The sequence below is a fragment of the Reticulibacter mediterranei genome, assembly GCF_016587455.1.
Genome location: NZ_BNJK01000001.1, coordinates 4247465 through 4274100, shown reverse-complemented (window position 1 = coordinate 4274100; position 26636 = coordinate 4247465). Strand labels below are relative to the sequence as shown.

The 26636-nt window shown below is 58.8% G+C and carries 16 protein-coding genes; 10 read left to right on the top strand and 6 right to left on the bottom strand.

Annotated elements, in window-relative coordinates; all coding sequences use genetic code 11:
- Positions 1–92 precede the first annotated feature (92 nt).
- Both K3T83_RS18390 and K3T83_RS18385 read left to right on the top strand, forming a co-directional pair.
- The gene (locus K3T83_RS18390) at positions 93–1448 is read left to right on the top strand and encodes an MFS transporter (protein ID WP_220204414.1); all 1356 of its coding nucleotides are present in this window, start codon (positions 93–95) and stop codon (positions 1446–1448) included.
- A gap of 230 nt (positions 1449–1678) precedes the next feature.
- A complete protein-coding gene (locus K3T83_RS18385; RefSeq protein WP_220204413.1) occupies positions 1679–3910 on the top strand; it encodes an MFS transporter in 2232 nt (743 codons plus the stop codon).
- Here K3T83_RS18385 and K3T83_RS18380 read toward each other — a convergent pair.
- Positions 3870–4568: a DUF3455 domain-containing protein gene (locus K3T83_RS18380; RefSeq protein ID WP_220204412.1), complete on the bottom strand. Its 699-nt coding sequence runs from the start codon at positions 4566–4568 to the stop codon at positions 3870–3872. The genes K3T83_RS18385 and K3T83_RS18380 overlap by 41 nt on opposite strands.
- A 307-nt stretch (positions 4569–4875) precedes the next feature.
- On the opposite strand from K3T83_RS18380, the gene rpoC reads away from it, so the two are divergent.
- The 3 genes from rpoC (at position 4876) to K3T83_RS18365 (ending at position 11518) form a co-directional block, all read left to right on the top strand.
- Positions 4876–8940 carry a DNA-directed RNA polymerase subunit beta' gene (gene rpoC, locus K3T83_RS18375; protein ID WP_220204411.1) on the top strand — a complete coding sequence of 1355 codons (4065 nt, stop codon included), beginning with the start codon at positions 4876–4878 and terminating at the stop codon, positions 8938–8940.
- Positions 8941–8966: 26 nt separating this feature from the next.
- Entirely contained in the window at positions 8967–10763 is a 1797-nt protein-coding gene (locus K3T83_RS18370; RefSeq protein WP_220204410.1) for a serine/threonine protein kinase, read from the top strand.
- Positions 10764–10837: 74 nt separating this feature from the next.
- The gene (locus K3T83_RS18365) at positions 10838–11518 is read left to right on the top strand and encodes a hypothetical protein (protein WP_220204409.1); all 681 of its coding nucleotides are present in this window, start codon (positions 10838–10840) and stop codon (positions 11516–11518) included.
- Between the two features lie 395 nt (positions 11519–11913).
- Here K3T83_RS18365 and K3T83_RS18360 read toward each other — a convergent pair whose 3' ends face one another.
- On the bottom strand, positions 11914–12378 hold the full coding sequence (locus tag K3T83_RS18360; RefSeq protein WP_220204408.1) for a hypothetical protein: 465 nt from the start codon (positions 12376–12378) through the stop codon (positions 11914–11916).
- 137 nt (positions 12379–12515) lie between these two features.
- Here K3T83_RS18360 and K3T83_RS18355 point away from each other — a divergent pair, with 137 nt between their 5' ends.
- Complete coding sequence (locus tag K3T83_RS18355; protein ID WP_220204407.1) at positions 12516–13466, top strand: hypothetical protein; 951 nt, start codon at positions 12516–12518, stop codon at positions 13464–13466.
- Positions 13467–13552: 86 nt separating this feature from the next.
- On the opposite strand, the gene K3T83_RS18350 is transcribed toward K3T83_RS18355, so the two are convergent.
- From K3T83_RS18350 to K3T83_RS18335, 4 genes are all read right to left on the bottom strand, one after another.
- Entirely contained in the window at positions 13553–15421 is a 1869-nt protein-coding gene (locus K3T83_RS18350; protein ID WP_220204406.1) for an ATP-binding cassette domain-containing protein, read from the bottom strand.
- 453 nt (positions 15422–15874) lie between these two features.
- A complete protein-coding gene (locus K3T83_RS18345; RefSeq protein WP_220204405.1) occupies positions 15875–17839 on the bottom strand; it encodes an ATP-binding cassette domain-containing protein in 1965 nt (654 codons plus the stop codon).
- A 128-nt stretch (positions 17840–17967) separates the two neighbouring features.
- Positions 17968–18456 (bottom strand): hypothetical protein, encoded by a 489-nt coding sequence (locus K3T83_RS18340; protein WP_220204404.1) that lies wholly within the window; start codon positions 18454–18456, stop codon positions 17968–17970.
- A 632-nt stretch (positions 18457–19088) separates the two neighbouring features.
- Positions 19089–19730 (bottom strand): TerC family protein, encoded by a 642-nt coding sequence (locus K3T83_RS18335; RefSeq protein WP_220204403.1) that lies wholly within the window; start codon positions 19728–19730, stop codon positions 19089–19091.
- 977 nt (positions 19731–20707) lie between these two features.
- Between K3T83_RS18335 and K3T83_RS18330 the strand changes: the two genes are divergently transcribed.
- From K3T83_RS18330 to K3T83_RS18315, 4 genes are all read left to right on the top strand, one after another.
- The gene (locus K3T83_RS18330) at positions 20708–21880 is read left to right on the top strand and encodes an aminotransferase class V-fold PLP-dependent enzyme (RefSeq protein WP_220204402.1); all 1173 of its coding nucleotides are present in this window, start codon (positions 20708–20710) and stop codon (positions 21878–21880) included.
- Between the two features lie 103 nt (positions 21881–21983).
- Positions 21984–23186 (top strand): aminotransferase class V-fold PLP-dependent enzyme, encoded by a 1203-nt coding sequence (locus K3T83_RS18325; protein ID WP_220204401.1) that lies wholly within the window; start codon positions 21984–21986, stop codon positions 23184–23186.
- A gap of 22 nt (positions 23187–23208) precedes the next feature.
- Complete coding sequence (locus K3T83_RS57910) at positions 23209–24636, top strand: aminotransferase class V-fold PLP-dependent enzyme (RefSeq protein ID WP_373324529.1); 1428 nt, start codon at positions 23209–23211, stop codon at positions 24634–24636.
- 313 nt (positions 24637–24949) lie between these two features.
- Entirely contained in the window at positions 24950–26572 is a 1623-nt protein-coding gene (locus tag K3T83_RS18315; RefSeq protein ID WP_220204399.1) for a hypothetical protein, read from the top strand.
- The last annotated feature ends 64 nt before the right edge of the window (positions 26573–26636 follow it).

The following is a 26636-nucleotide window of genomic DNA, read 5'->3' as shown; positions in this document are numbered from 1 at the left end:
CATCTGTCCGAAGGGGGGAGCGGAGAGCTCGACAGGTTCCGCTCCCCCCTTCGGTCACTTCAACTCAAAACCCTCTCGGTCGAAGGGAACGCATGTCCCAACAAACATTATCACCGACGAGCGAACGCGCACCTGGTAGCGTCGCCTACGCCCTGGCCCTCGCCATCTGGTCATGGACATACACGCCGCCGGTACTGCGCGAGAACGCCTTCATCCGCAGGCTCCTGCCAACACAGTTCATCTCATGCGCTGGCTCGTGGATGCAATGGGCCAGCATCAGCGTACTGGTCTATGAGATGACTGGTAGCGCCGGGAATCTGGCGGTAACGCTGCTTCTGAGCATACTGCCCGGCGGCATCGTATCGCTTACTCTGGGTGGGCGTTTAGCTGACCGCTACTCTGTGCGCATCCTGCTGTTGGGTTCCCAGATAGCCCTTATGACACAAGCAGGAATCCTCTGCGGTCTGCACATGACGGGGAGCCTGGGGCTGGTGTCCCTCTACGTGCTACAGACCGTGTCAAGCATGATTGACGGGATAAGTGGACCCGCACAGACAAAGCTCACGGTGGAACTGGCCGGAAAGCAACAGATCGGAGACGCGCTGTCCATCAACGCTGTGTGCATGAACATCGCATGGATCGGGTCGTCTTCCCTGGCTGGCATGATCATCGGACTAGGGGGAATCACCTGGCTGTTCCTCGCGAACGCCATCAGCTACTTCCCCATCATCGTGTTCCTGCTCCGGCTCAAGCATGCCCCGTACCCTGAAAGCGCTGAAGCTCCTGCGCTGCTCCCTGAAAGCGCGGCACCCGCTCCCCAGCGTATACGCTGGCAGGGCATCAAGTACATCGCACATACTCCGGCGGTCTGGCTGCTGCTCCTCATCGCCACCGTCCAGTCCCTGTTCTATATGAACGGCGGTCTGGTGCAACCACTCATCGGCATGTCCCTCGGTGGCGTACATGGCTATGCCATGATCTCTACCTCCAACGGAATCGGTTGCCTGCTTGGAGCCTTCATCCTGCTCCGGCTCAAGCAGCAAAAAACCATCCGGGGACTACTGATACAGATATTCCTGATGGGTACGTTGCTCACCGCCTTCAGTCTGGCTCCAGTCCTGTGGCTGGCGATGGCACTGATGGCGCTCGGAACCATCCTGGCAGAGATCATCAGGACTAGCACTAATGTGTTGATCCAGAGCAATATCCCGCTGGGGCTACAGGGGCGGGTAAGCGGCATCAAGCAAGGCATCTCGCAGGTCTGTATAGTCATCAGCAACATAAGTACCGGCTTCGTCCTGGTTCCCGCTTTTGGCGCTCATTATGCCGCTGCGGGTTCGAACGCTATGGGGCTGGGGGGTGTCGCTATCTGCGGGATGATCTTCCACCACCTGCACCGGGCGGGGAAGCTCGAAACGGTCGTGTTTAAGGAGGTCAGGTTCGAGTAAGCTGCCTTGTCGCTGGAGAGGGAGAGCCGAACAGGTCTCTACCCCACCCCTCTCCAGCCGTGGAGGCAGCTTAGCAAACAACTCTGCCAGAATACTCTTCTCACTGACAAGATATGTAAAGGAGCACAAAATCCTCTTCCTATCTTCGAGGAGGAAAGGAAAGCAAGTAAAAGCTATCCAGAGATAGGATAATCAACCTCTCGAGTCTAAGAATGGACGCAAGATCTGTTATGTTCGTTAAGCTTATTAATCGGATCCTGGCCGTGGCCAAAGACCTGGCGGGGGTCGGAAGGATGCTGCGAGAGCAGCGTGAATTCCGGCGCTACGAGCTATGGCAAAGCGTCTCGGCGTTCGGGACCACACTACAAACTATATACCTGGCCATAAGCGGCTTCGAGGGCGGCATTATTGCGCTCTTGACCATGGCGCTTGCCAGTAGTGCTGCACAGGCTCTCACGGCCAGATGGCAGATGCTCTTCGGAGACAGGCACCCTCGTCGGAGCGTCTTGCTGTTGACGATGGGTGCGCAAGCCCTCATCGCCGCTGCACTGTGCGGACAAGCCGCCATAAGTCCCGTCACGCTACCAACATGGGCGTTGGTGGTCATAACGGTCGTTATAACCGTCGTCAACACCGTTTACGGGCCGGCTGAGTCGGCTCTGATCAGGGATTTTGTGCCCGAGGCAGTGTACCAGACCGCCATGATCGCGAACAGACTCATACCGCTAGCGGCAACAGCGCTCGCTGGTGGCCTGACAGCCGTGTTCGCCCTGGCTCCAACGATCCGTCCTGAACTTCTCGCGGCCAACGCTCTCTCGTATCTCGGACCCATTATCTACACACTCCGAACCCGATACGGGCGCAAGCAGCCAGAGAACGGGTCTACACTGAGGTGGTGGAGGTGGCAAGGCCTGCGACTTCTCCTCCCTCGGAGTGGAGAAACAAGCGTTGCCTGGCAGAGCGTAGCCTCGCGTTTTGAGGCGCGCTGGGCGCTGGCCGCTTACGCCGTGTGGGTCATATTCTTCATACGGGGGGCGGTCATGGCACCACTTACTGGCAACGCGCTCTTTGGCGGGTCGCAAGGCTACGCATTCCTGTCGGGGGCAACCGCCTTCGGCGTCATCGTCGCCTCCCTTGCCCTGGCTGCGCAAGGGAACAGACCTGTAACGCTACGAGGGCTGTTCATAGGTAGCCTGTGGGGGGCAATCTGGCTAGGACTCTACGCCGCGGCCTTCAGCTTGCCCTTGTCGGTCACCTTCCTGGTATTCGGCGTCCCAGGCTCAGATGCCGTGCTCGAGTACGGGCCTAACCTGATCGTGCAAGGGCACGTGACGGAACGAACTGACAAGAGCATACACGGCCGCCTGGAAAGCCTTAAAAACCTCGTCGGTGCGGGCGGAACAATGCTGGCAAACGTGCTGGCCGTAATCGGGGTCGAAACCATCGGCATCCGAGCGACGGGCATCGGACTCTCAGCGCTAGGGCTGCTCGTGATGGTGGTGCTGGGCATTGCGGTCGCCATCAGAGAGAGGAAGCAGCAGGTCAGCTTGCGGGTTCTTCTCCAGGAATTGGATCAGTATACGTCCTCGGCAGAAGTCCACATGCTCCAAATACTGCTGCTACCAGCGCTCCTCGCAGTACATCTATCAGGGCTAAACGAGATACTGGTAGGGTACATCGTCCAACAGTTCAACTCCAGGAAAGAGGAAATCTACAAGGCAACTCGCGAGCGGTACGAACAGAGACGCGCAGATGGGATGCTGACATTTGATGAAATCATACACCCGAAGACAGAAGAAGAAAGAGAGGAGGCAATCGCCAAACTCGTCGATCCGAGAGTAACGGCAGCAATCTTGCTGTCGCTCACCCATCGAGCACAGGTGCCGGAGATGACCGGATGGGTTCTGCGAGCTTTCTACGAACCGATACTGGCCCTGCCGCCAAGACTGGCAAAGGAGTTGCTCAGTCAGATCGACAACAACGACACAAGGAGTAATATCCTCTCCCGACTCGACAACGATAACACCATGTCCATCCATCTGTGGCACATGCGGACGGACGAGGCCCAGCTTCGGCAAGACCTGCCTCAGGTCATAAGCAACTCTGAGAGGTTGCTGAAGGCAACGATGGCAACCCTCCACAGTCGCGCCCGACAGCGGGAAACTCAGGAGGCCTGGATGTATGAGCTGGCTCAAGCTGCCCAACAAGCCCAGGAGAGGAGGAGGTTATACATAATCCATCACTGGCAGCCCTTGACGCTAAGGGCTGCCAGTGATGGATTGCCACAATGCTATGCTATTGTGGCTACATTGATTTTTATTTTTATATCGTCATCACGACATCATGTCCACATGCAAATAAGAAACAAAAGAGAAGCCACCCATGACGGACAGCTTCCCTCAATGTTTTCATCCAACGAGACTACTTGTGGCCCCAGAAGACATATTCAGCGGTATAATTGACCGATTGAGTAACATGATGCTTGGCGTCATCCTGATTGCAGCCAAAGGAGGGAGCTATGCCGCCCTTTGTATAGAGGCGCTGGATCTGCTCAACCTTGGAGAAAAGGCCGGTGCTACCTTTATGCTCCGTGACATCCAGGCGCAGCCAGGGAATGGACTTGGCATCTGGCGTAGCGCTGGCGGGAACAGTTGCTCCGGTGGAATCGGTAAATTTCCCTACGGCTGCCAGCACAATGCTACCATCCTGCGTATATAACCAGGCAGGCCCGGTTGAGTGAATAACATTGGTGCCATCGTCAGCTTTGAGAAACGCAAAGGGAGCCTGAAATTTCCAGGCAAAGCCGCTCGCATCTGTGGTGCTGGCCTGGCATTCGTAGATCTGACTCCCCTCTACAACTGGCGCTCTCAAAAGCACCGTTAGCCCATCGCCCTTCACTTTTACGCTTTCAGGAAGCTTATCCTGGTTGGTCGGATCGGGATAATCTTTAGAATGAGACGATGACGCCATTTGAGATGCATTAGCCATCCCTTGAGTCTGAATTGTGGCTGCATCTGAACCACCACAGGCCGTCAGAAGGAAGAGTGGAATGAGTGCGAAAAGACCCAGCATAGCCGGTAAGAGGCTTTTTATGCCTGGCAAATAGCCTATTGATTTCATGATGTATCCTTTCTGAGCAATACAAAGACAACTCATCTGGCAACATGCATGTTTCCGTCACAATGAACAGGAACGCGACAACCGCAAGGGATTGTCGCTACGTGTGCCTTTCTCAGGAGAAGTGTACTGCTTCAAACCACTCTCGACATGCGTAATATTACCCAAATCGCTTCTATAAAATGTACAGAATGCAATACCGGTACATGTTTGTCCCCCTATACCCATAGACAACCTGCATATGGTTCGTTATGGTAACTGGATAAATAGGCACTCACGCTGAATAAGCACATCCATACACAGGGAAAGTATGATTTCATTCCAATCCGTCAAAGCACTTCGCATCTCTCTCGCCAGTCCCGCCCAGATCCGCTCATGGAGTTCGGGCGAGGTCACGCAGGCTGAAACCATCAACTACCGCACACTCAAGCCCGAGCCGGGAGGTCTCTTTTGTGAGCGCATCTTTGGTCCTACAAAAGATTGGACCTGTGCCTGCGGTAAATACAAAAGATATCGTTATAAGGGCAAAACGTGCGAAAAATGCGGGGTTAAAGTCACGTCATCGCGCGTCCGGCGCGTACGTATGGGCCATATCGAGCTGGCAGCTCCCGTCAGCCATATCTGGTATGCTCAGGGCCATCCCAGCCGCATTGCGGTCCTGCTGGACATCTCACCGGGCGACCTGGATCGCATTCTTCTCTATACACACTACATCGTGTTACATCTCAACGAAGCTGTACTCCAGCAAGAAATACAGCGCATCGAAGCAGAAATAAAGCAACTCGAAAACCTGCCAGATGAGAGGCAACCCGCCAGTATACTCCCATCGGCACTATCGCTAGAAAACATAATACAAACCAGCGTTGGAGAAGGTGAGAGCGCTCTGGCAACACTCATCGATGCACCCTCTGAAGAGAGTGATCTTCCCGCCCTTATGAGAGATTCCGATCTGGATAGCAGCACCCCGCTCTCTCCTGAACAACCTGAGACACCTGAGACAGAAGCCGACGAATCGCTGCTCTGGCACACGTCAGATGAGCGCCTGGAACAGTTACGGCTGGTGAAGCGCGCCCTCGCTCGCCTCACCCCCCTCTCGCTTGTCGAAAGCGCTCAGGGTCGCTTGCTGAAAGCGGAATGTGATCCGGCGGCACTTCGCCTGGGCATCGGTGCCGAGGCTATCGAGAGCATGCTGCAACAGATCGATCTGGAGCGGCTGGCCCTCTCGCTGCGTCCAGCCTTGCAAGACCAGGATGGAACCACGCGCAGCAAGGCTATTAAGCGCTTGAAGGTCGTTGAGGCCTTGAAACGTTCTGGTGCGCGCCCAGAATGGATGATCCTCCATGCTATTCCTGTGTTGCCCCCGGCCTTGCGCCCCGTCCTCGGCCTCAGCAGTGGACGCTTTGCTTCGTCCGATATTAACGAGTTATATACACGAGTCATCCACCGCAACCTGCGTTTGCAGCGGCTTCAGGCCATCCATGCCCCCGAACTGATGATCAACCACGAAAAGCAAGCGCTACAAATAGCCTGCGATGCCCTCTTCGACAACGCCCACAGCCGCCGTCCACATATCGGACCCCATCGACAACCCCTACGTAGCCTCTCCGATAATTTGAAGGGCAAACAGGGACGCTTCCGCCACAACATGCTGGGCAAGCGCGTGGACTATTCGGGGCGCTCGGTGATCAGCGTTGGCACCACGCTCAAGCTCCACCAATGTGGCCTGCCAAAGAAAATTGCCCTCGAACTGTTCAAACCCTTTATCATTCATAAACTCCTGCTCAACAAAGTTGTCGAAACGCCAAAAGCCGCCAAGCGCGCAGTAGAGCGCCGCCATCCTGCCGTGTGGGATATTTTAGAAGAGGTGATGAATGGACGCGTGGTCTTGCTCAACCGCGCGCCAACGCTGCACCGCTTGAGCATTCAAGCCTTTGAACCGATTCTGGTCGAAGGCAATGCGATCCGGTTGCATCCCCTGGTCTGTTCTGCCTTCAACGCCGACTTCGACGGCGATCAGATGGCAGTCCACCTGCCCCTCTCGCGGGAAGCGCAGGAAGAGGCTCGCGAGCGCATGCTCTCCATCCACAACCTGCTCTCGCCCGCTTCTGGCGAGCCATCGATCAGCATCAGCCAGGAGATAGTGTTAGGCTGCTATTATCTCACCCAGGAGCGTCCAAACAAAAAAGGCGAGGGTCACATCTTCGCTGATACGAACGAAGCCATCATCGCATATACGCTGGGCGTCATCGACCTGCAAGCCCGCATCACCGTTCGCATCAATGCCGATCGTATCTTTATCCAGCCGCCTCCTGCTCCTTCTCGTCCCTGTCCCGACAGTCGCAAAGTGCAAACTACCGTTGGCCGCCTGCTCTTCAACGCCATTCTCCCCAAAGGACTGCGTTTCAGAAACTACGCCATGACCAAAGAGTTGCTTAAACAGCTGGTCTGGGAGTGCATGAAAACCTACGGCCTGGATGTCACGGCACACATGGCCGACTCCATCAAAACGCTTGGCTACCGTCACGCCACACGCGCGGGCATCTCCTTTGCCATCAGCGATGTTGAGGTGCCAGCACAGAAAAAGACCATTCTGACCGATGCCGACACACGCATCGGCGAACTGCGCGCCGATTGGCAAATGGGCCTCATTACGAACGAGGAGCGCTACGAGCAAACCGTTGCCATCTGGTCAGAGGCCACCGACCGCATCGCCAGCCAGGTGCAGGGCGTACTTGATCCCTTCGGTTCCATCGCAACCATCGCCAGTTCCGGGGCCACTAAAGCAAAATTGCAGCAGATCCGTCAGCTCTCCGGGATGCGCGGCCTGATGGCGAGTCCCACCGGCGCAATCATTGAAACTCCGGTGCGCGGCAATTTCCTGGAAGGGCTGAATGTGGCCGAATATTTTCTCAGCAGTCATGGCGCACGCAAAAGCCTGATGGATCGCTCGCTCAACACCGCCAGTGCAGGTTATCTCACCATTCGCTTCGTCAATGTGGCCCAGGATGTCATTGTCACAAGCGAGGACTGCGGCACCAGAGAAGGTCTGCTGATCAGTGAGGAAGATAGCCGCCGCATGGGTCTGGCCGATAGCCGCAGCCGCCTGATCGGTCGCGTCCTGGCCGAAGCGCTGCCCCAGGTTGGTCTGGCAGCAGGCGATGAACTAACCGAAGAGGCCATTGAGTGCATATCCACCGCCCACATCTCACTTGTGCGTATTCGTTCTCTGCTGACCTGCCAGAGTCGGCGCGGCGTCTGTAGCAAGTGCTACGGTTGGGATCTCTCAACACGCGCACAGGTCAAGGTTGGCACAGCAGTTGGCATTATCGCAGCCCAATCAATCGGCGAGCCAGGAACGCAACTGACGATGCGTACATTCCATAGCGGAGGCATCGCTGGTGGTCAGGGCGATATCACGCAAGGGCTGCCCCGCGTCGAAGAACTTTTTGAGGCACGCGTGCCAAAAGATCCGGCCATCGTCAGCGAAATCGATGGCGTGGTTCAGATCAGCAAGCACCCACAGACGCAGATCCAGACAGTACAGGTCATGACCCGTACTGCGGTGCAGGACGACTATCCTCTCCCTCCGGGCAGCGCTCTCCTTGTGCGTCCCCATAGCCAGGTCCGGCCCGGTCAGGTCATCGCGCGACTCTCCATTCGCCATGCAAACTCAGCAGTACGCGATATCCGCGCTCGCATAGCTGGCGAGGTCTCGTTCAACGAGCAGGGAGGACTGACGATCCAGGGAGAAAGTACCACCGGACGCTCATATATTATCCCGGTGGGACGCAAACTGCTGGTCAACGATGGGCAGGCTGCACAGGCAGGCGATCCCTTAACGACCGGAGCGCTCAACTTGCAGGATCTCCTGCGCTTCAGAGGGCGCGAGGCGCTGGAATACTATCTGCTTCAGGAGGCCCAGCGCGTCTATCGCACCACCGGAGCCTATATTCACGATAAGCACTTCGAGATCCTGATCCGCCAGATGGTGCGCTACGTGAAAGTCGAAGACTCCGGCGATACGGATCTTTTACCGGAGGCGCTGATTGATCGCTTCGCCTATATAGAAAAAAATGCCGATATTGTGGCGCAGGGCGGACAACCAGCAACGGCACGCGTGCTCCTGCTGGGGCTGACACGTGCCGCGCTCGCAACAGAAAGCTGGCTCTCTGCCGCCTCGTTTCAGCATACGACACATGTGCTGACCGATGCCGTGCTTGAGGGTAAGACGGATCATCTGGTGGGACTCAAAGAAAATGTGATGCTCGGCCATCTCATCCCGGCTGGTTCTGGCCTGCATCCTCGCCACCCACCAGCAGTATCTTCCAGGCGCTCACGCGCTGGCAGAAGAAGATATACAGCGGCTTCAAAATAAATATGTTCGATCAGGAGGTGCAAATCGTGCAGGTCTGTCATGTCTGTGGCAAAGATATTCCCGCTCTCGTACGCTTTTGTAGCTGGTGCGGCACCGCCGTTCCACGAACCACGCCGACCGGCCTGCTATCGCCGCAATCATTGCTGCAAAATGGACGCTACCTGATCTTAAAGCAGGTCGGTAAAGGTGGTATGGCCGCCGTCTATAAAGCACACGATCTGCATCTGAAGCAGCGCACCGTTGCGATTAAAGAAATGAGCCAGCAAGGATTAAGCGGTCAGGAGCTACAAAAGGCGATCGATGCATTTATTCACGAGGCAGAACTGCTCGCTCGCCTCAAGCATCAAAACCTCCCTCACATTTACGAACAATTTGAGGATAGAGGCAGGCGCTACCTCGTTATGGAGTTTATCGAAGGCGAAACGCTGGAAGATCGACTTGAGACGATGCACCAGCGCGGCGACCATCTGCCCCTTGCACAAACGCTGAATATCGCTCGCCAGCTCTGCATCGTGCTGGAATATCTGCACTCACAACACCCGCCGGTCATCTTCCGCGATTTGAAACCAGCGAATATCATGCTCAATAAGCAGCAGCAGATCTATCTGATCGACTTTGGCATCGCTCGCTTGTTTAAGCCGGGCCAGTCGAAGGATACAACGGCGCTGGGTTCGCCCGGCTACGCACCACCTGAGCAATATCGGCAGGCCACCTCGCCTCGCTCCGATATCTACAGTCTTGGAGCCACGCTGCATCAGATGCTCACCGGGATCGATCCCTCGCAGCACCCCTTCTATTTCCAACCCTTCTCCATCAACCAACCTGTGCTGGAACGACTGGTACAGCGCATGGTCGCCCTCGACGCAAAACAACGTCCCGCCAGCATGCAGGTTGTCAAGCAATCATTGGAGAACATCATTCAGCCGCGCACCCACCAGCAATCGGTCAACATCCCCAGGCCGCAAAAATCACCAGTTGCTCCATCTGCTCGAATTGCCAGTGGCGTGCAGATACAAAAAAATAAGCCTCAATCACAGCAGGCGAGCGGGCGAGCGCCTCAGTATAGAAACCAGCCCGCGACTCCTCCCACACCAGCAGCTCCCGTCATGGTTCACACCGTTATCTCCACCGGCACAGCCGACCGCCACCTGTGGCTCTCCATCCGGGAGCAGTTGTATAAGCTGGTTGCTGGCTTTCCTGAGATGCGCTTCACCGAAAGCAACCTGCCCGCTGCGCTGAGGGGTGCAGATATTATTCTGCTGCTCCTGAGCGATGACTTCCTGACTTCACCATCTTGCATGGCCTCTGCTGCTGCCGCATTGAAGCTGCACGATACGCAGCAAGCGCGGGTACTATCCATCGTACTTCGTCCCTGCGCCTGGGATCAGAGCGATCTAGCCCGCATCAAGACGATACCAGAGGACAGCGTGACGCACCTGAGCATCTATGCCCAGGAGCAGCGCATTCTGGAGGCTGCAAAAGAGATTCGCCGGCTGGTAGCCATAGCCTCGCTGAGAGGCAAGACAACTGGCAGCATGAATCTCTTGCAGTGGTTGTTGTGGCAACTCTACGGCGAGGGACGAAAATTCTGCCCTTACTTTAAAGCGAACAGCGGCCACTATGCCCTGCAACACATGCGCTCAGCAGGTCTGGCCGGAGTTATCCTGAACCTCATCGATCTGCAACAGGAGCGCGTCGTGAACGAATATTTGATAGGTCCGCTCAATAATAGCCCGGATATGCGTCACCTCCTGGCAACGCTCGCGCCCTCCTCGACCGACCCGGAGGAGGTACAGGGGATGGCTTCGCGCCGCTATCCATAGCGCAGCTCCTCCGGTCACATGACCAAAACGCAATAATCCAGCGCCGTAAAAGTCGTTTGTCAGGGTGCGTCTGTTTGCCAGATAGTTATTTCTCGTTTATTCTTCGTCTGAGGGAAGGCGGCGTGCAAGCGTGTGCCGCCTTCCCTCAGACTACTTCACCGTCTCACGGCTGCTTGCTCGCCCTGCCCTCAAAGACCGGCGTATATATCCGTCGTCGCGGACGCGAGGGCATCGGCGGGGAGGAAATCCCACCTCGTGGCTGTCGCGGCCTCAGCCGAGTACGCATCGATGCCACGCTGCTCCAGGGCATAGGGCACCACGATCTGCGACACCTGCCGGACAGGGCCAGCCGACCCATAGGCCGGGAAGGAGCGCTGCGGCTGGTTGTTGCCGATGAACGGGTTAGCCGGGTAGGTGATGAACCCATTGCGCAACTCCTCGCCATGCGGGGCCGCTATCTGAGTTGTCAGAGTCTCCTGAACACCGCCGAGGCCGTAGTAGACCTGGAGATCGATCTGCATGTGTCGCGGACACCGGCTCCCCTGGCACGGCATGAGTTGCATCCACGCGCTAGGGAGCATGACACTCCCATCGGCATCCCGAGAGAGCGCCGTCAGGCTCACTTCGAGAGGCTCGTTCGGAGCCATATAGAGGGGCTTCGTGAAGTGGACCTCCGGGTAGCCTGCGACCGCCTGCATGTCGTCGTAGGTCTGATCCACCCATCGCCAATCTCCCGGCGCGAGATAGGTGCTTGATGTGGGGGTAACGCTGAGGTGAACTCCCGTGCCAGCGAGGTCTTTGGTCAGGCCGCCGACGAACTTGTACTGTCCGTCGGGCTGAAGGTCGGCTCGGACGAAGATCTCCGAGCCGCTCCCCAGCTTGACACCCGCTGCGGTCGGCTTCGCTGACGTCTGCTGGGCGCTCACCACCGCGACCGAAGCCGCTGGCACCTTCGCCTCTGCCTGAGTAGCCGCTGGCTGTGATGCCAGCGGCAGCAAGCACAGCGCCAGTATCAGCGCTGGCCAGTACAGCTTTGCCCAGATTCGCATGGGCTTTCTCCTTCTCTCCTTGATGCGAGTAAGATGAAACACGTTGGGGGCCACCCGCTGAACGAACAGCCCCCTTCTGGTGACTTTCCCCCGTTTGCCAGTCAGGGGAGGTACTCGATGCGCGCATCCCCTTGCAAGTCGATATCGAGGCTGTACAGGCCGCGTGTCGCCACGTTCTCCCCGCGGCCTGTCTCCTGCCTGGGATCGCGCGGCACATAGACGATGGTCTCATCGTTGGCGAAGATCTCGCACATCCTGATCCCCACGCTCAGGTAGATCTTCGAGCGACCATGAGCCGTGATCAGGCAGTCCTCGGCACCGGTGGGGAGCCGCACCTCGCTGTCGGTGATCGTGACACGGCCCCCGATCATCGCCACCTTGCTCTCGCGCTCAGCTCTGACCTCTCCCGCGACGCAGATCACCTCGCCCTCGGCGATCTTCGCGAATCCGCCTTTGACTCTCACCTGATCGCCGACACTGAACAACGTCTCCGGCTGCCCTTCGAGCTGGTACTCCACGAGGTCGCCGTTAACGGTCGCCCGGCCACCCTTTGTAATCTCGATCATTGCGCCTTTCCTTCCCGCTCTTCGTTCGCTGTGATGTTCTCCTCGCGTCGTAGTCGCGCGATTGATCGGCGCATGTTGTGCTATACAAGCAATGCGTGATCAATCGCGCGACTACGATAGTGGGCAGGAGGCCGCCCGTGTGTAAGGCGGGCGGCCTCCTACGGCTCGGTTCAGCCCTTTGTGTTGCGGTCTCGGTTGTGCCGGGCGGCGATACGGCGCGCCAGGCTACCGCCGATGTGGAAGCGCTGCAGCCTGTGCCCCTGGCAGGTGTGGAGCGCGATCGCCAGCTCGTACGCCTTCCGCCGGGGCTTCAGGCACATCGGCTGCATGTCCATCTTGCAGCACCAGCAGGGCTTCTCGGTGCTCAGCTCGATGTCGAGCAGGCCGCCGATGAAGTGGACCAGGGCGCGGATGAAACGCCACCCCAGCAGGTGGTGTTCGTCACACGAGTACCACCTGAAGGCCATGTACTCCTTCCGCTCGGGCCTCAGGCACATCTGGTCCGCGCCCAGGTTGCAGAACCAGCAGGGCTTCTTCTCGTTGCTCGACGCGATCATCTCTCATTCTCCCTTTGTCTCTTCGACGCGCACCGTCGACTCATACCTACTCTTGCAGATCTCCCACCGCAGGCGGGCGATCTCCTCTTCGCACAGCAGCCGCCCGATTTCGGACCAGCTCCTCTGGCGACGTGCCGCCAGCTCGGTCTCGCACTGCGCGGCGACATACTCGCATTCCGCAACCCTGGCGGTCAGTTCGGCGTAGCTTCTGTAGGACTGGGGATCGTCCTCCGCCACCGTCACAGGAGACGGGAGGACATCGGCCCCACCAAGCGAATTGCGCAGAGCCTCTGCCTGCGCGTGCCAGAACTGCTTCACCTCCTCGCTCGCTTCCAGGCGCTCGGTGATCCCCGCCTCGCTGCATGTGGCCGTGAAGCCGTACTTGTAGAAACGCTGCACCGTCTGCATGCGGAAGCCGTCGATCAGCGGGGTGCCCGTCAAGGCACGCTGAACGTCCTCTTCCGGCATCCCAGCCAGCCGCCCCTCGATCACGCTCTGGAGAAGCCGGATTTTGTTGTACTCTCCCACTGAATCCTCCTGTATGAAAGGAGGTTGCCCCCGACCTGCATAGACCGGGGGCAACCTCATCTAATCTGCATGCCTGCGGCGTTGCCCTTTCAGGGCTTCCCAGCGAGAGAAGCAGGCACCGACATCTCAGCGAGCGTGCCGTTGCCCAGCTCGAAGCACCTCAGCGGCTGCGTCTTCGACTGCTTGCGTCCCCTGGGCGGCGTGAGCAGCTCTCGCGGCACCCGGTCCCAGGTATCCTCAGCTACGATGATCGTGGAGCCGTGATCGTTCCACTTCCGCAGCATCCGCACGGCCAGCCGGCGGCTCTTCTCATCCTCGACCAGCTTCCCGGCAAAGAAGGTCTCGTCGAGCACAATGAGCGAGCGCTTCCAGGCAGGCAATAGACTTACCTGGGCCAGAGACAGCAGCGCCAACTGCTGCCTTGTCAGGCTGTTTCCGTTCAGGGTGTCGTCGAGCCTGTCCCTGACGACATCCAGCAGCCCGACCTCCCTCAGAGCGTCCAGCAGTTCCTTTTCCTTCTCCCTCCTCTCGATCTCCGTCTCGCCATTGCGCGGCAACAGGTTCGCCCTGGCCGACTGAAGGAACGTCCTGATGGTGTCGCTCTGCTCCGGTGCCGTCAGCGAGAGCCAGCGTCCCTCTCCCTCGATGTGCGACGCGCTCAGGTATTGCCAGCCCGACGCCTCGCCGTTGCAGACCACCGCTCCCTTGCTGCGCAACCCCTGCGTCAGGTGTCCATCCTGATTGGGATGCAGGCGTCCCGTCGCTAGAGCCAGCAAGGTGCTCTTCCCCGAGGCCGAGGCACCGACGAGAACCCCGAAGCTGCCCGGCTCCAGGCGGGCGTGAGGGACGTTGAGAATCGACTGCCTGCCGCTATCACTGATGACTACATCGGCGAGCGTAACCGTCATCGGCGGAACAAGCGGCTTGCCTTCCTGCAACTTGAGTTCAGCCGCCTGCTTCTCAAGGGCAGCCGCCCGCCGCCGTGCCTCTTCAGCCAGGGGACGCAGAGCGAGGATCGACCGGATATGCGGCAGAGAGACCTCTCCCTTGCGCAGCGTACTCAGCCCCTGCGCTCCCTGGTTGATCATGTTCTGGAAGAGGGTGACGGCGCTTGCCAGCACCAGCATCGCACCGGGCGCGATCCCCTGATGCAGCGCGTGCTGGTGGATGATGTAGATGAGCTGAGTCGCGACGATGGTTACGAAGCTGCCACTCTGAATGGCCCAGTCGCCCAGCGCCCTGTACGTGTTCTCCGTGTTGGTCTTTTCGAGCCTCTTCTGGTTGTACGCCTCTCCCCGCTGCAACTCGAACGACCGATCCCGCATAGCGAGGAGACGCTGCCCGAACGCACGCGCCAGGAAGCGCCCCCAGCGGTCCCACGCCGACTGCCGATCACGCGCGATGGACTGGCTCTCCACCCTGCGCTTGCCCAGCGTCAACTCCACGAGGCTGCTGAAGAACAGGGCCAGCACAGCCATACAGAGCGCGGCCCACCAGTCGATGACGCTCGCCATGACGATGTAGCCACCCCCGTTGGTCACTGCCAGCAGCAGCGGGCGCGCCCCCTCGGTCCAGGCGCGCTCCAGGTCGGAGGTGCGCGAGGTTAGCCCCCCCTCCGCCTTGCGTGGATCGACGGACATTGGCGGGGCCCACGAGAACAGCTCGAAGAGATCGCGCCTCATGCCTCCGGCCGCCCTCGCGCACAGTCCCGCCACGAAGCGCGAGAGCAGAGAGCTTACCCCGAAGGCTCCACTCATGATGGGCAGCGCCACCAGCGCGGTCATAGCCGCACTCTTAACGTTTCCCTGCGAGACGATGGTTCCGAACTCGCGCGTCTTCTCAGACCCGATGATGAACAGGTACGTACTCAGCGGCACCAGCAGCAGCACGATGACCAGCGACAGGAGCCTCTGCTTGCGGGGCAGGTACTTGAAGAACAGACCCAGCACAGCCTTCATGACACTCATCCTCTCAGGACGTGGTTTTCGGTGATGTTTAACTTTCCGTTAATTTTACTAATCTCAAGGGATGACAAATCCCCGAGGTTGTGTTATACTTCTATCAGAATGGGTTAATGTGCTGTTAACGCACTGTAAAAAGCATTGGCAGGCCAGCACAGATCCGATGGACGATATCCATATCCGTTCGCTTCTGGCGGATCAGGATAGGGTAGGGGCAGTCTTGTTCTCTTTTCTAAAGAACAGGGCAAATAGTAGAGAACTTTGTATCCTCCTTTTCAAAAGAGGGGGGAGAGTATTTGTGAGCCATCTGAAAAGAGATGATGGCTTCTATGTATTTGGGTTCGATAAAGAAAGTCGAACCTCTTTTTTTTACCCTGTTTGACCAGGCCAGGAGTCGGTCACGCCACCTGCTGGTGGTAATGTGGCCGACTCCTGGTTTTCTCGGGCGCCCTACACCTTGGTCGCGCCCGTGCTCACGACCAGACGGTAGTAGAGGCTCTCCTGGTCGGCGCATGCCTCGCTCATCGACATGAGGCTTCCCACGCCGTTCTCCATTGCGAAGATGTGCGTCCCCACATTAATCGCGGCGACGCGGTGGGCGACCTGGAGGACCGTGCATCCCTCCTGGGCCATGACCCGCAGCCTCGCGACGATCTTCCTCTCCGAAGCGAGGTCGAGGTCCGACGTTCCCTCGTCGATAATCACGATCTTCGGTCCCTCGCGGCGGATCTCGAAGTCGATCAGCGCGAAGTGCAAGCGCTGGCGCTGGCCACCCGACAGGCTCGACGCTTCCGTCTTGAGACCCTGCTTTTTACGCAGTTCAGTCCAGAGACTGGTGGTAGTGAGCACCTGCTTGATCTCGGCATCCGACGCGTCGCCCCACCTGTCCCTGAACACCTCGCGGACGGTGCCGTGGAACGCAGGTGCGAACTGGCCCATGTAGGCTACCAAGCCATTGCGAACCTCCGCAGTGAGCGCGTGGAGGAAGTGCCCTCCACACCAGATCTCTCCCTGCTGCGGGTGCAGCAGCCCGGCCAGGATCTGGGCGAAAGTACTCTTGCCCTCGCCAGACGGTCCGATGACCGAGACGAGGAAACCAGGCTCGATCTCGCAGGACGCCTCAGTGATGACGAAGTCCTCCGTCCCGCGATACATGAACTTTACGCCGCGGACCCTGATGGTGCGATTGCGCGGGTCGAACGGCGCCAGGACGGCGTCGTCGGTGGGAGCAAGCTCTGGCTCCAGCCTCAGCATCATTGCGAAGCCCTGGGCGGAGTTGCGCAGATCCTGCGCAAACTGGAACCCGGATGTGACCCCGGCGAGCTTCGACGCCATGATCGACAACTGAGCAAGCATCGCCAGGATTCCCGTCAGGGACATCCCCCCGGTCAGTGCCATCACGAGGAAGAGGAGCGGCGAGAGGCTGCCCACGACGATACTGGTGGGAACGTAGGCAGTGCGTGCGAGACAGATCGTCCTCACGCTAGCCTTCTTCCACTCATGAGCATAGCCACTAATCTGCGGGAGAAAATCTTTCCCCCCCGTTTTGCGGTCCTGAATACCCGACATCGAATAGGCATCATTCAGGGCCACACTCTCCTCTCCCAGAACCTTGCGCCGGAGCTTGTACAGCTCACCACGGATCTGACCCACCCGCACGATTTGCAGGGAGCAGAGAACCAGCAGGGCGAGGACCACCAGCGTGATCAGCCAGTTGGTGAACAGGCAGATCACGATGGAGGCGATCAGCGTGACCAGTGAGGAGAGCAGGGTGAACGCGCCGAAGTTCAGCGAGTTCATGAGCCACTCTCGTTGCGTTGGCTGCGACCCGTTCACCACCTCTGCGGTGTCGGCGTGCAGATGAACCTCGTAGCGTGCATCCAGGGCACTGCGCGTCGCGGCCTCGTTGATGTTCTCGACCACGTTAGCGCTCCAGCGGACCATGATCTGCTGAGCGAGCAGATTAGCAAGCTCGTTGAGGCAGATCACCAGGATGGCGAGTCCGGCAACCTGCACGACCTGCTGCGGGCCATCCTTGACGACGAGCGGGAGCTGGCGCATGAGCATGCCAAAGATCAGCGTGAGGCACGCGGTCAGCGAGACCAGGATGAACGCTTTGAGTATCTGCCTCTTCTCCGTGAGGAAGAAGGGAAGCAGGCGCAGGGTGCCCTGTTCCTTCTCCGCACGCGCTGGATGAGCGAGCAGGGAGCAGATGTGCCCGAGCCGGCAGAGCCCGCGCCACATTCTGCCGGGGATGCCGATGAACTTCTTGAGCCGGGAGCGCTTCTCCTCCTTTCCGCTCTCGGCGAGGTCGAGCGATGTCTCCTTCCTCGTTTGACGTCTGTTGTCGAGCCACAGCCCGACAATGACCAGCAGGGCGGCGACAAGCACCGACACCAGCCAGATCGGTATCACTTTCGCTCCTAATAGCGATGGTTCGGATGTTGAGGGCCGGTACAACGGGAAGCCGTCACCTGCAAGAACGGTAACGGCCTCCCACTGCACGTGCCCGCCTGCTCATGAACGCAGACCGGTGACTCCTACTACGACAGTCCTGCCTCGTCGATCATTTCCCTGATCAGATCCTGGTGCTTCCACAGGAAGTACTGGCTCCTGATCTTGGCGATTAGGCCCGAGCACTTCAGCAGGCAGAGAAACGCGACGGCCAGCGACCCGATGGCCGCGATCACGTAGCCGAAGCCCTGGTTGTTCACGGCGATGAACTGAACGAGGTTCAACCAGCCCACCACCAGCCCCACCGCGCACATGATGCTTGAAAACGCCACGAGCGGCCACGGCCTCCACTGAGCGCGCTGGAGCCACGCCAGATTGACGAAGCCAACCAGCAGATACAGAACCGCCCGGAACGCCGCATCCTGGGCGTGCAGAGGCTGGTTCACCATGAGGAACTTCTCGAACAGGTCCCCGCTCACCGCCGCGCATCCGAGGCTCAGCAGTCCCATGAACAGCGCCGCGAGCAGCAGCCTCCGGCAGCCGACGATGAACCGCCTGTACGACTTCTTCTGGTCCACGTTCTTTCCCCTTCGTGCAGTGACAGATAGGAGCGACCCGGCAACCCAACGTTCTCTGCCAGGTGGAGGTTGTCTCACAAAGAGAGAACCCTGCCCCGACGATACAGTGTTCGCCAGAACAGGACTCACTCCTCATAGACAGTCAGTTATTAACTTTTTTATACAAAGCTACCGCGCAATGATGATTGGTAGCGCGGATAACGGATCTGCGACAGGTTACGTATCGTTTACTACTCCCAGGGAACTCAGTCTATCCAGGCCAGCCAGACAGAGGTTCAAAGCCTGAGCAGAGACTCATTCAGGAGAGATACGCGCCTCCTATCATGAGTCCCGCCTTATTTATACAGCTATGGCAAGCATTCTTTCTACTTTTCTCTGTACCATGCCCCCAAAAATGATACAACCCGGGATCGCCGCCAGGATGCTCTAGAGGCTCCAAAATTCGTCCCAAAATGCTCTTTTTTGCGGCCAAGGGATAGGTGCTCAAGCCGCCCGGAGAGCCAAAAACAGCAAAAAAATCTCCTGGTATATCTTCTCTCATTTCCCGACGGTTCTTCCATCTTATCATCCCCCCAACGCCCCGGTCCCGCCGAACAAGCTATCTGTTCGGCGGGACCGGGGCGTTTATCGATTTACCTTCTCTTCATCAGAAATCGCCACCCACGTTTGAGCAGCGAAATGATCCGGTTCGAGTTGAGGCAGGGCACCACCACGAGAACGATGATGCCAACCATCAGCGCGGGAGCCTCCACCCGAGCACTTGCGGCGATCAGGTATCCAGCCGTCCCGCTAAGGATGAGGTTCTCCACCTGCTTCATCCAGGCCACCCGGCCTGCCAGCCACGAGAAGCCAGCCATCACCACACAGATCACGACGGCGCTCATCCCCAGAGCGATGAAGAGGAGCCATACATGGCCCTGCGCCAGAGTGCCATTTGAGACCGCAGCGTCGATGTTCAGGAAGAAGCTGGCGGTCATGCCCTGGAGCAGCCTGTCCTTGAGAGATTCACGGGTAGAGCTGTGCCCCTTCTTGGAGCGAACCACGCTGAAGATGAGGTAGATACCTCCCAGGATCTTGAGGACGGTGATGCTGGCCAACCACGACGCGCTCCACGTTATGGCGGCCTTGATGAGGAAGTCTTGTATGATGAGTAGCGAGAACAGGGTAACTCGCTTCTTCGTGGGAAAACCCACGAGAAGCTTTGCGAAAAATGCTGCGATATCGAACGCCAGTGCGCCGTCAATCGCAGCCATGCCCAGGATACGAAGGAGCAAGATCATCCTTTCGGAGAGAGGGATCTGGTTCTCATTGCAGTTGAGGGGAAAAATTGTGAACAGCTTCCCCCGAGCAGGCAGATAAGCGCTTCTGGCTCATTGCTACCTGACAGGATAGATATAGCTATAGCGAGTGGTATGCTCGCGGAGTAGATGGACAGGACAGTGCTGCTATAAACAACACCGGCTACATTGTTCCTCCCATACACGCATCGATGACGGTGATGCTAACCGGACGGGTGTCAACTTGCTATTTTTCTCTGTACCATGCCCCCACCAGAATTGCAAGGCGGCTTCTCTTTAAAAATCTCTATGACGCCATTTTCTCATCTATACAGATGAACAAAAAGAGTATAAAATGTAATAGAGCGATGCCAATTGTGGTATCTTTGGGATAGAAAACGCTGCTACATGAGATCATTAACGCGAAAAGTTTCTCCGTAAGAGAAAAAGCAGCTCTCCTGACCAAACAATGTCACTTGTTGCTCATAGGCAACCTTGTTAACAATTTTAAAATATAATTAAATCAGCCTGGAGAGCTGGCTTAACGTTGTATTAACATTGCATTTTGGTAAAATATACTGTACAGATAGAAATACAACGTAAGGGTTATCCCACCTCCCTCTCATCAGGTGGAAAAGGAGGTTGCCAGCCCAACTTCCGGGCGTGAGCATCAGAGCGGGTCGAACCGGTCTGATAGCAGGAGCCAGAATATCCCTCATGTGGGAAGAGCTTGCCACTCTCTCCGCAAGCTTCTGGATACAGACATTCAGGAGCCAGACTTACTCAAAGCTGAGGTTCTACTCCAATATCGTCTCTTGCACGAAAGAGGCCTATTACCAGGGGTATCATTCGGCTTCGAGAGTGGTATTACATATGCACGTTAACGCTTACGGGCATCCAGGTGTCCTAAAGTGAAGGGGTGCTTTACTTTTATTCGAGCAGAAAGAAGGCCAAAAGAAGATAAAGTGGAAAAAGTGAAGAAGCGAAGACCGCTCGTACCTCTGAGCGAGTTCATTGCGCCAGAAGGCACACGTAGCTTTCTGGCAACGCCGTTCGGAGGTCTGCCCTGGAAAACCATCACCGGGGCCTTCGAGGAATATCTCAGAAATTCCCTACAAGGGACCGAGGTGTTCAATTTTCTTCCGCAAGTGAGTGGAGAGACCCGCGAGCTATGTTCGCGGCTCGTTGGCTGCACACCGGAGGAGGTAGCCTTCGTGAGCAATGCGACCGAGGGGCTGATAAAGCTTGTCGGTTGCGTGGCAATGGAAGGCATGAATCCCGACGACAATGTAATCACTGTGGGCAACAGCTACCCGACCGTCCCCTTAACAGTGGAGCGGCTGAGAAAGCTGGGGGTAGAGATCCGGCTGTGCGAGGCGACGACGGAGGCGATTATTGCAGCCATCGACAGCAGGACCAGGCTCATTGCAATCGAGGCATGCAACTATGTCTCGTGTGAGCTGTTTGATCTGGAAAGAATCGCAGAAGCGGCACATGCAGTGGGAGCCAGGATCATCATCGACGTGTCACAGGTAGCTAGTGTCCTTCCCCTGGCGCTCGCTCCCTTCGATGCCCTGGTTGCCACGACTTACAAATGGCTCGGTGCAGAGTCCAACGGAGCCGGCATCTGCTGGATCAACCGCGAGAGATGGCCCGATATCACCCCTGAAAACGTAGGCTGGTACGCGGTCCTACCGATTGTCTTGCCCTTCACCGGCGAATACCAGCTCAAGCCCACTGCCAGCCGTCTTGAGGCGGGTGGCCTCCCCTGGCGCGATCTCAACATCCTGCGGGATGCGCTGCGTCATCTGTCACCCTTCAGCCAGCAGGAGATCACGGAACACATCCGGGAGCTGGGGAATGAGATCATCGCAGAACTGGACAAACTGAACCTGGGGCTAACCATCCTCTCGCCCCGAGACGCGCAACGGCGCGGTAGCTATATCTCCGTCAAGATGAGCGATGAGATGGCCCGCATGGTTTGCGCCCGGCTGAACGAGCGCGGTATCTATCTCAGCTTCGGGCAGGGACGCCTCCGCCTCGGTCCCTGGCTGCACAATGGAAGCGAGGATGTAAAGCTGGCGGTGCAAATCCTGGGCGAAGCCTTGAGAGAGATGAACTACGCTCCCGACGACGGAGTCTGGTAAGTAGAGAGCAGACGCTTGCTTGTGCTATGCTCATCCCTGTGGTGTGCGTAGCAGAGGCAAGCGTGAAAGTCACGCCCCTGTCCTCTCGGAACGGAAGGGAACCATGATCAACTCGCTCGTTGCCCCTGACAGGTTCATCATGCCGCCCAACACGGTCAGCTATCTGGCCGGTCCGCTCGGCGGCCTCGCCTGGAAGACCGCGAACGAGGCCGCCAAACAGTACTTCCTGACGCTGGCAAGCGGAACCCGGATCGAGGAGGTCTTCGCGCAGGTGGAGGAGGAGATCTACCCGCTGCTCGCCAGGCAGGTTGCAGGTACCCCGAAAGATGTCTCCATCGCCTTCGCCCTCAACGTGACGGAGGCACTCATCAAGCTCCTCGACTGCATTGAGGCATCTCTCGATGCCCAGCACAACATCGTCACCCCGAGCACCGCCTACTCCTCACTGCGCCTCCTGGCGAAGTCCCTGCGCCAGAGGCGCGGAACACAGCTTCGACAGCCGGAAGGAACGACCGATGACGTGATCGGCGCAATCGACGAACAGACGCGGCTGATCATCATCGAAGAGTTCGACACGCAGTACTGCGAGATGCTCGACCTCGCCAGGATCGCGGATGTAGCCCGCTCGGTCGGGGCGCGTCTCGTAGTCGATGCCTCGCAACTCATCGGCATCTTCCCGCTCGACTTCCACCACTTCGATGTGGCCGTCTCCACCGCGTACAAGGGACTCCTTGGAGCCTCCAACGGATGCACGCCCATCTTCCTCAACCGCGCCCGGTGGCAGCCCGGAGCCATTCGACCGAGCTACGCGGGCCGGAACTCAATCCAGATGGAAAGCGAGGAGAGCTTCCTGTTCAAGGATGATCCGGGAGCACGGCTGCAACCCGGAGGTCTCAACTGGCTCGGCATCTTCCTGCTGCTCGACTCCCTGCGCAACATGCAAGAGCTGCGCCTGGAGTTGGAGGACATCGCCCAGCACGTCCTGGCGCTGACGACCGAGATCGTCCTGGCGCTGAAAGATCTGGCGCGGACTAACGACCAGCTCACTCTGGACATCATCGCAGGCAAGAACCCGCTACTGCGCGGCCCGCACGCCACGATCAGGATGCAGCGCGCGAGTGCAAAACTCGTGTGCGAGCGACTGGCCGAAAGGGGGATCTACCTCTCCTACGACAGCACCGGGCTGCGGCTGGGTCCGCGCATCCACAACAGCAGCACCGACGTAGAGCGGGCCGTCAAGCACCTGGGAGAAGTCCTGCTGGAACTCAGCTACAACCCGCTCGATCCTACCTGGGTCGCGGGATAGAGGTTGTAGCGCCTCGTCAGCAATGATGGTTATCTCGTACGAACAGCACAAAAGGACGGCAAGGCGGGAGACGGCCCGACGAGGTCTCCCGCCCGCCATCCTCATGCTCACCACTGATACCCGCCTCAATAACGCTTGTTTGTGCTATGGGCATCCCTGTGATGTGCGTAGCAGAGGCAAGCGTGGAGGGCACGCTTTGACCTCGAAAGGAAGAGACAGCACTATGAGTAATCGCAAGCCCCTGGTCCCCCTGAGCGCGTTCATCGCGCCGGAAGGGGTGAAGAGTGTCCTGACGACGCCGTTCGGTGGACTGCCGTGGCGGAGCCAGATCGCGACGTACAGGGAGTACCAGCAGATCTTCGTGCAGGGGACCGAGGTATTCGCTCCCAACAACTACCCGGCAACCAAAGGAGAACTCCGCGAACTGAGCGCAAAGCTGATCGCCGGGTGCAGCCCGAGCGAGATCACCTTCAGCCCCAACACAACCGGCGCTCTGAACACGCTCATCGGATGCATGGTGATGGACGACCTGCACCCGGACGAGAACGTGGTCGTCCCCAACAGCGCCTACTCCACCATCTCCCTCGGAGTGAGCCGCCTGGAGCGTCTGGGAGTGGAGATGAGGCTGTGCGGCGAGATGAAGGAGGAGATCTGCGCCGCCATCGACGAGAAAACCAGGCTCGTCGCCATCGATGCCTGCGACTACGTCTCGGGCGAACTGCGCGAGATGGAGGCGATCGCGGAGGCGGCTCACGCGGTCAGGGCCAGGATCATCGTCGATGTGTCGCAGGCGGCTGGCGTCATCCCGCTCAACCTGGCCCACTTCGACGCCCTGTTCGGCACGACGGGCAAGTGGCTCGGCCTGGGGTCCAACGGGGTCGCCCTCTGCTGGGTCAACCGTGAGAAGTGGCCCAACATCACCCCCGAGGCCCTTGGCTGGTACTCGGTCCTGCCGTTCGACTTGCCCTTCACCGGCAGGTACGAGTTGCGGTCGGATGGCCAGCGCCTGGAGACGGGTGGCCTGCCCTGGTCGCTCCTCTACAACCTGCGGGACGCGCTGCGCAACCTGATCGGATTGTACGAGCGACTGGGCGAGGGCGACCTGCGTCGGGGCCAGACGCAGGTCATGCAACACGTCCGGAGTCTGGGCGACGAGATCATCTCGGCGCTGGATGGCCTGAACCTGGGGCTGACCATCATCTCCCCCAGGGAGGCAGAAAAGCGCGGCGGCTACATCTCGGTCAAGATGAGCGACGAGCAGGCGGCGGCGGTCTGCTCGCGGCTCAACGCCCGGGGCGTTTACCTCAGTTCGGGCCAGGGACGCCTCCGCCTCGGCCCCTGGATCTTCAACGGAAGTGAGGACGTGAAGCTCGCTGTCCTTCTCCTGGGAGAGACGCTGCGGGAGATGGGATTCAACCCCAACGACCCCGCCTGGGTCGGTAGGCAGTAGACAATGAGGCGGCGCGCCACCAGGAGTACGGACGGCGCGCCGCCTCATCGTGAGGCATCGCTGAAAGACAGATGGCCGGAAGGATGCGGAACAACCACACGCAGCAGTTCCTTCCGGCCACCCTGCGTGCAACGGGCGCAAAATATGCCCAGTTAGGAGAGGAAAATAAGCCCTTACTTGCTCTCCAGGCTTATAGTGCCTATATAAGCCCGGAAAGGAGGCAAGGGCGGTAGATCCATAGGATTCGCTCGCCCGACGACCTCCAGGCAAACCCGGCAATGTTGTCGGAACTCCACAATCGGACAGAGGAGAAGTGGAAGAAGTGGAAAAAGTGGAAGTAACGACCGAGACCAGGCGGCGCTGGTTCTCGCCGCCTCTGGCGTGGGGGCGCCTCCTGCCCCAGATGGACGAGTGGCTGCTGCGGCACCTCCCGCCGAAGAAGCTGGCCTGGGGTGGCCTGACCGTCGCCCTCATCATGCTCGCCTTCACCTGGTTCGGCGGGCCGGAAATGCTCCGGCCCATCTTCGGGGGCACCACGCTCCTGTGGGCCTTCATGTGGCTCACCGTTCCCACCGTTCCCGTCGGCGGTCGGGTGTTCACCACCTGGGCAGGCGCGGCGGCCCGGAGGGCTGACCCGAGGGAGATCACGCAACTCCAGCGGCGAGGGGCCATCATCATCGCAACGTGCGTCGTCTTCGCGACGGCGTGGGCCATCTACACCCACGACTTCTACACGAAGGCGTACACGAACTTCATCGCCCTGGGCATCGGCACGAATATCGCGATGGCCCAGCAGAAGTGGAAGGAACTGAAGAAGACATCTACCGACGCGGCGCTCAAGGAGGCGTCGGGGCTGGTCACGATCATCTTCCTCAGCATCGTACCGGTGGCCCTGTTCGGCCTGGTGGTGGACGCGTACATGTCTATCGAGGGGGCCGGCTACGAGTCGGGCATCCTCGGCTGGCTGTTCCACCTCATGCCGGAACTGACCGTGCGAACGGTCGTGCCGCCCTGCTACGACTTCCTGTCGCTGTTCCTCGTCGGCTACATCTTCGTCGGCCTTCACACGGGCGCTCGGGGGTGGCAGCGCATCAGGATGGCGGCGAAGGTCACGGCTAGCGGCGTCGGCTGGCTGATCGGCTTCATCCTCCTCGGCGGCTACGTCGGTGGCTGGCTGGCCGACATCTACCGCACCGGGCACGGCGCTCTGCCGGACCAGATCAGGCAGCTCCTCGCCATCACCGTCGTCACGCGCGCTCCCTCCTACCTGATCGGGGGCTTCGGGGCCGCCGTCATCAGTGGTCTCGGAGCGAAGGCGAGCACGTGGGTCCGCACCCAGACGATGCGGCGGCTCCGTCCCGGCCAGAGCAGGATCGTCGCCCTGGAGGAGAGGATCGTCGCCCTGGAGACGATCCTGGGACTGCCCACGCTGAAGATCGAGATCGCGAACATCCTCAAGACCTTCCGAGGTGGCTGCGAACCGTTCCTGAACCACTTCACGGCCACGTCCGAGGATGTGCAGCAGATCGAGGAGATCGAGGATCTGCTCGCGGAGTCCTCCATCGCTCCTGAAACGCTGCTGGAAATCGGTCGGAACCTCCAGCACCTGGAAGACTGGCTCACGGCGTTCCGAGGCAACTACACGAACCAGCTCAACCGGCTGCACGGACAGGGCAGCGCGGATCTGGTCGTGCTGCTGGAGTTCTACCCGCACTTCGAGCCTTTGATCTCCGAAGCGCGCGCCGACCTCAAGCACGAGCGCGCGGAGGCCGAAAGGCGACTGGAGGAGGGGCTCGCCCTGCTCAAGGTCCGGTGGGATCTGATGCACGAGGACTGGACCACGAAGACGCAAGACCTCATGGCCCAGTTGCGCCACCCGGCCGTGCAGGACACCCCCCTGGCCACCGAGCTGACCCGGTTGCTCGACCGCAACTGACCCAACGAACACCTACGCCGTCGGGCCGACCTCCGCAGCATCCTGGAGGTCGGCCCGACGGCCC

Excerpts from the sequence above, each read along its gene's own strand:
- K3T83_RS18390 (WP_220204414.1), top strand. The coding sequence starts at position 93 with ATGTCCCAACAAACATTATCACCGACGAGCGAACGCGCACCTGGTAGC.
- K3T83_RS18385 (WP_220204413.1), top strand. The coding sequence starts at position 1,679 with ATGTTCGTTAAGCTTATTAATCGGATCCTGGCCGTGGCCAAAGACCTG.
- K3T83_RS18380 (WP_220204412.1), bottom strand. The coding sequence starts at position 4,568 with ATGAAATCAATAGGCTATTTGCCAGGCATAAAAAGCCTCTTACCGGCT.
- rpoC (WP_220204411.1), top strand. The coding sequence starts at position 4,876 with ATGATTTCATTCCAATCCGTCAAAGCACTTCGCATCTCTCTCGCCAGT.
- K3T83_RS18360 (WP_220204408.1), bottom strand. The coding sequence starts at position 12,378 with ATGATCGAGATTACAAAGGGTGGCCGGGCGACCGTTAACGGCGACCTC.
- K3T83_RS18350 (WP_220204406.1), bottom strand. The coding sequence starts at position 15,421 with ATGAAGGCTGTGCTGGGTCTGTTCTTCAAGTACCTGCCCCGCAAGCAG.
- K3T83_RS18325 (WP_220204401.1), top strand. The coding sequence starts at position 21,984 with ATGATCAACTCGCTCGTTGCCCCTGACAGGTTCATCATGCCGCCCAAC.
- K3T83_RS57910 (WP_373324529.1), top strand. The coding sequence starts at position 23,209 with ATGATGGTTATCTCGTACGAACAGCACAAAAGGACGGCAAGGCGGGAG.